Here is a 6,069-nt window from a genome sequence, read left to right on the forward strand (position 1 = left end):
GCCCGCATCGGCTTTTTTCTGAAGCCCCCTCGTAAAACCCGACGCGCATCCCCATATTTGATGAGAAAGTGCTATCTTGTGCTGCATGTTTTTCTAAGGCCTGGAGCGTGAATGACTGACCATGAATTGATGCAGCTAAGCGAAGTGGTGGGGCTGGCGCTGAAACAGCGCGGCGCGACTCTCACGACCGCAGAATCCTGCACCGGCGGCTGGGTGGCGAAAGCAATTACCGATATTGCTGGCAGTTCCGCCTGGTTTGAACGCGGCTTTGTGACCTACAGTAACGAGGCGAAAGCGCAGATGATCGGCGTGCGTGAAGCCACGCTTGAGCAGCATGGCGCGGTCAGCGAGCCGGTGGTGATCGAGATGGCGATTGGCGCGCTGAAAGAGGCGCGCGCAGATTACGCTATCTCCATCAGCGGTATCGCGGGGCCGGACGGCGGCAGCGACGTGAAGCCTGTCGGCACCGTCTGGTTTGGCTTTGCCACCTCAAAAGGTGAAGGGATCACCCGCCGGGAATGCTTCAGCGGCGACCGCGAAAGCGTGCGTCGTCAGGCAACGGAATACGCGTTAAAAACGCTCTGGCAACAATTTCTACAAAATACTTGATACTGTATGACTATACAGTATAATTGCCTCAACAGAACAGAAGTCCATGGTGAAGCGCAGTTGCTTCTCCCGGCATGACAGGAGTAATAATGGCTATCGACGAAAACAAACAGAAAGCGTTGGCGGCAGCACTGGGCCAGATCGAAAAGCAATTCGGTAAAGGCTCCATCATGCGCCTGGGTGAAGACCGTTCCATGGATGTGGAAACTATCTCCACTGGTTCGCTTTCTCTTGATATCGCACTGGGCGCTGGCGGTTTGCCGATGGGCCGTATCGTAGAAATCTACGGTCCGGAATCCTCGGGTAAAACTACCCTGACGTTGCAGGTTGTTGCGGCGGCACAGCGCGAAGGTAAAACCTGTGCGTTTATCGATGCCGAGCACGCGCTGGACCCGGTCTATGCCCGTAAACTGGGCGTTGATATCGACAACCTGCTGTGCTCCCAGCCGGACACCGGCGAGCAGGCACTGGAAATTTGTGACGCGCTGGCGCGCTCAGGCGCGGTTGACGTGATCATCGTCGACTCCGTTGCGGCGCTGACGCCAAAAGCGGAAATTGAAGGTGAAATCGGTGACTCTCACATGGGCCTCGCGGCACGTATGATGAGCCAGGCGATGCGTAAGCTGGCGGGTAACCTGAAGCAGTCCAATACGCTGCTGATCTTCATCAACCAGATCCGTATGAAAATTGGTGTAATGTTCGGTAACCCGGAAACCACCACCGGCGGTAACGCACTGAAATTCTACGCTTCTGTCCGTCTGGATATCCGCCGTATCGGCGCGGTGAAAGAGGGGGATAACGTAGTCGGTAGCGAAACCCGCGTGAAGGTTGTGAAGAACAAAATCGCAGCACCGTTCAAACAGGCTGAGTTCCAGATCCTCTACGGCGAAGGTATCAACTTCCTCGGCGAGCTGGTTGACCTGGGCGTGAAAGAGAAGCTGATTGAAAAAGCGGGCGCATGGTACAGCTACAACGGTGACAAGATTGGTCAGGGTAAAGCGAATGCTATCTCCTGGCTGAAAGAGAACCCGGCGGCGGCGAAAGAGATTGAGAAGAAGGTGCGTGAACTCCTGCTGAACAACCAGGACTCTAAACCTGATTTCGTGGTCGACGGCGCGGATGCTGAAGAAACCAACGAAGACTTTTAATCCTCTCGGATAAAAATGAAGGGCTGCTGATGCGGCCCTTTTTGCATTTCTGAATCGACAGGTTTTTTATGAGTGAACCGACATCACGCCGACCAGCCTACTCACGCTTGCTGGATCGGGCCGTGCGTATTCTTGCCGTGCGTGACCATAGCGAACAGGAGCTGCGGCGGAAACTGTCAGCGCCCGTCATGAGCAAAAACGGTCCGGAAGACATTGATGCCACCGCGGAAGATTATGACCGCGTGGTTGCCTGGTGCTACGAGCATCACTATCTGGATGACGGCCGTTTTGCCGCTCGCTTTCTTGCCAGCCGTGGTCGTAAAGGCTATGGGCCAGCGCGTATCCGCCAGGAGCTGAACCAGAAAGGCGTAGCCCGTGAATCGATTGAAAAAGCCATGCGCGAAAGTGAAATTGACTGGTGCGAACTGGCGCGTGAGCAGGCGGTACGAAAGTACGGTGAGCCGCTGCCGCGTGAATTTTCAGAAAAAGTTAAAATCCAGCGCTTTTTGCTCTACCGCGGCTTCCTGATGGAAGATATTCAGGATATCTGGCGTAATTTTACCGATTGAACGCATGCGGGATTTTACTTCCCACTAAAGAAAACTTATCTTATTCCCACTTTTTCCAGTAGCTGGTCCGTCCAACTGTTTACAGATACAGATCTGCTGCGACATTTCGTTAGCTTGATTTCAGGATAATTATGAGCAAGAGCACCGCTGAGATCCGTCAGGCGTTTCTCGATTTTTTCCATAGTAAGGGACACCAGGTTGTTGCCAGCAGCTCCCTGGTACCGAACAATGACCCGACTCTGCTGTTTACCAACGCCGGGATGAACCAGTTCAAGGATGTGTTCCTTGGTCTCGACAAGCGTAATTATTCCCGCGCCACAACCTCACAGCGTTGCGTGCGTGCGGGCGGTAAACACAACGATCTGGAAAACGTCGGTTACACCGCGCGCCACCACACCTTCTTCGAAATGCTGGGTAACTTCAGCTTCGGCGACTATTTCAAACACGATGCCATTCAATACGCGTGGGAACTGCTGACCGGTGAAAACTGGTTCAATCTGCCGAAAGAGCGTCTGTGGGTGACCGTGTATGAGACCGATGACGAAGCGTTCGACATCTGGGAAAAAGAAGTGGGTATCCCGCGCGAACGTATCATCCGTATCGGTGACAACAAAGGCGCGCCTTACGCGTCTGATAACTTCTGGCAGATGGGCGACACCGGCCCTTGCGGTCCGTGCACCGAGATCTTCTACGATCATGGCGACCACATCTGGGGTGGCCCTCCGGGAAGCGCGGAAGAAGATGGCGATCGCTACATTGAGATCTGGAACATCGTCTTCATGCAGTTCAACCGTCAGGCCGACGGCACCATGGAGCCGCTGCCAAAACCGTCCGTAGATACCGGTATGGGCCTTGAGCGTATCGCGGCCGTTCTGCAACACGTTAACTCCAACTATGAGATTGACCTGTTCAGCACCCTGATCAAAGCCGTTGCTGAGGTAACGGGCGCAACCGATCTGAGCAACAAATCACTGCGCGTTATCGCAGACCATATTCGTTCCTGTGCGTTCCTGATTGCTGACGGCGTTATCCCGTCGAATGAAAACCGTGGCTATGTGCTGCGTCGTATCATTCGTCGTGCGATCCGCCATGGCAACATGCTGGGCGCGAAGGACACCTTCTTCTATAAACTCGTTGGGCCACTGATTGGCGTGATGGGCTCTGCCGGTGACGAGCTGAAACGCCAGCAGGCGCAGGTTGAACAGGTTCTGAAAACCGAAGAAGAGCAGTTTGCCCGTACGCTGGAGCGCGGTCTGGCGCTGCTGGACGACGAGCTGGCGAAACTCAAGGGCGACACGCTGGATGGCGAAACCGCTTTCCGCCTGTACGACACCTACGGCTTCCCGGTTGACCTGACCGCGGACGTTTGCCGCGAGCGCAACATCAAAGTTGACGAAGCAGGCTTTGAAGCCGCAATGGAAGAGCAGCGTCGTCGTGCGCGTGAATCCAGCGGTTTTGGCGCGGACTACAACGCGATGATCCGCGTTGATAGCGCGTCTGAATTTAAAGGCTACGAAGAGCTGGCCCTGACCAGCAATGTGACCGCGCTGTTTGTTGACGGTAAAGCCGTAGACAGCATTAGCGCGGGCCAGGAAGCGGTTGTTATCCTGGATAAAACGCCGTTCTATGCGGAATCGGGCGGTCAGGTTGGCGATAAAGGCGAACTGAAAGGCAATGGCTTCAGCTTCAGCGTAAGCGATACCCAGAAATACGGTCAGGCGATTGGTCACCAGGGCAAACTGGTTTCCGGCTCTCTGAAAGTGGGCGAGGGCGTTCAGGCCAACGTTGACGAGGCTCGCCGCGCGCGCATTCGTCTGAACCACTCGGCAACCCACCTGATGCACGCAGCCCTGCGCGAAGTGCTGGGTACGCACGTTGCACAGAAAGGTTCTCTGGTTAATGACAAAGTGCTGCGTTTCGACTTCTCGCATTTTGAAGCGATGAAGCCGTCTGAAATTCGTGCGGTGGAAGACCTGGTGAATGCCCAGATCCGCCGTAACCTGCCAATCGAAACCCACATCATGGATCTCGAGGCAGCGAAGAAGAAAGGTGCGATGGCGCTGTTTGGCGAGAAATATGACGACCGCGTTCGCGTGCTGAGCATGGGCGACTTCGCTACCGAACTGTGTGGCGGTACTCACGCATCCCGTACCGGTGACATCGGCTTGTTCCGCATCGTTTCCGAGTCGGGGACGGCGGCAGGCGTGCGCCGTATTGAGGCGGTGACCGGGGAAGGCGCGATTGCCAGCCTGCATGCGCAGAGCGACCAGCTGCACGAGATCGCGCAGCTGCTGAAAGGCGATAGTCAGAACCTGGGCGAAAAAGTGCGTGTCGCGCTGGATCGTACCCGTCAGCTGGAAAAAGAACTCCAGCAGCTGAAAGAACAGGCTGCGGCGCAGGAGAGCGCAAACCTCTCCAGCAAAGCGGTAGACATTAAGGGCGTCAAACTGCTGGTCAGCGATCTGGCGGGCGTTGAGCCTAAGATGCTGCGTACCATGGTCGACGATCTGAAGAACCAGCTTGGTTCGACGGTTATCGTGCTGGCAACGGTCGCAGAGGGTAAGGTTTCTCTGATTGCGGGCGTCTCTAAGGATGTGACGGATCGTGTTAAAGCAGGGGAACTGATTGGCATGGTCGCCCAGCAGGTGGGTGGCAAAGGTGGCGGTCGTCCGGACATGGCGCAAGCCGGTGGTACGGATGCGGCGGCACTTCCCGCGGCATTAGCCAGCGTTGAAAGCTGGGTAAGCGCGAAACTGTAATAACTACAAAGCACAAGCAGACGCCATAGCGGTAACGTTATGGCGTCTTGCTCACTGCGCTATCGATAACGATAAAGTCAGGTTGAGTTTGTGTATATCGGCTAAACTTACGTTTAACAGAATGTGATGCCGTGACTGCTTACACTTTACGTGTTTGTCATCGCTTACTTTTTGGCGTTATATGATGGATAATGCCGGGATACAAGAGACCCGACTCTTTTAATCTTTCAAGGAGCAAAGAATGCTGATTCTGACTCGTCGAGTTGGTGAGACCCTCATGATTGGGGATGAGGTCACCGTGACAGTTTTAGGGGTAAAGGGTAACCAGGTACGTATTGGTGTTAACGCTCCTAAAGAAGTATCTGTCCACCGTGAAGAGATCTACCAGCGTATCCAGGCTGAAAAATCCCAGCAGTCCAGTTACTGATATTGTCGCGTCTCGCTGTCGGGCGAGACGCAACCCTCCTGCTATTTTTCCTGCATAAAGTTACCGTTCTATTTCAAACGCTTCGTTTTTGACCACTCTCATAATCTTATCTCATCCAAAAGACGCGCTTCTCTCAACACAATTCTGTGAAGATGCCTGCAAAATCCGCTTATAAAACACTCTCTTTGCGGCTTTTACATGCGAATTGCGTGCGAATTGTGCAAACGAAAAAAGCATGTGGAAAATTGTTTGACTTATAAGTCCCAGAAAGTAATATATGCGCCACGCAGCGACGAGAAGCTCTTAACGAGTTGCTCGAAGCACTCGAAAGAGGCGTTGTGTGGTGAGGTGGCCGAGAGGCTGAAGGCGCTCCCCTGCTAAGGGAGTATGCGGTCAAAAGCTGCATCCGGGGTTCGAATCCCCGCCTCACCGCCATTTTGCATCCGTAGCTCAGCTGGATAGAGTACTCGGCTACGAACCGAGCGGTCGGAGGTTCGAATCCTCCCGGATGCACCATCTATTACTTCATATTGCTTTCGAAGTGATATGAATATCGA

5 protein-coding genes and 2 tRNA genes are annotated in these 6,069 nt (G+C 54.2%); all 7 read left to right on the forward strand.

Annotation, left to right across the window (positions count from 1 at the left end; genetic code table 11):
* Positions 1-111 precede the first annotated feature (111 nt).
* Positions 112-609: a nicotinamide-nucleotide amidase gene (gene pncC, locus ACOTX5_RS02740; RefSeq protein WP_003862172.1), complete on the forward strand. Its 498-nt coding sequence runs from the start codon at positions 112-114 to the stop codon at positions 607-609.
* 89 nt (positions 610-698) lie between these two features.
* A complete protein-coding gene (gene recA, locus ACOTX5_RS02745; protein WP_015571667.1) occupies positions 699-1,757 on the forward strand; it encodes a recombinase RecA in 1,059 nt (352 codons plus the stop codon).
* 68 nt (positions 1,758-1,825) lie between these two features.
* Complete coding sequence (gene recX / locus ACOTX5_RS02750; RefSeq protein ID WP_017382782.1) at positions 1,826-2,326, forward strand: recombination regulator RecX; 501 nt, start codon at positions 1,826-1,828, stop codon at positions 2,324-2,326.
* A 131-nt stretch (positions 2,327-2,457) separates the two neighbouring features.
* On the forward strand, positions 2,458-5,085 hold the full coding sequence (gene alaS, locus ACOTX5_RS02755; RefSeq protein WP_234101221.1) for an alanine--tRNA ligase: 2,628 nt from the start codon (positions 2,458-2,460) through the stop codon (positions 5,083-5,085).
* Positions 5,086-5,326: 241 nt separating this feature from the next.
* Entirely contained in the window at positions 5,327-5,512 is a 186-nt protein-coding gene (gene csrA, locus ACOTX5_RS02760) for a carbon storage regulator CsrA (RefSeq protein ID WP_000906486.1), read from the forward strand.
* Between the two features lie 342 nt (positions 5,513-5,854).
* Positions 5,855-5,947, forward strand: a tRNA-Ser gene (locus tag ACOTX5_RS02765).
* A 4-nt stretch (positions 5,948-5,951) separates the two neighbouring features.
* A tRNA-Arg gene (locus ACOTX5_RS02770) sits at positions 5,952-6,028 on the forward strand.
* Positions 6,029-6,069 lie beyond the last annotated feature (41 nt).

Source organism: Enterobacter cloacae complex sp. IR5441 (genome assembly GCF_049238215.1).
GTDB lineage: Bacteria > Pseudomonadota > Gammaproteobacteria > Enterobacterales > Enterobacteriaceae > Enterobacter > Enterobacter hormaechei_C.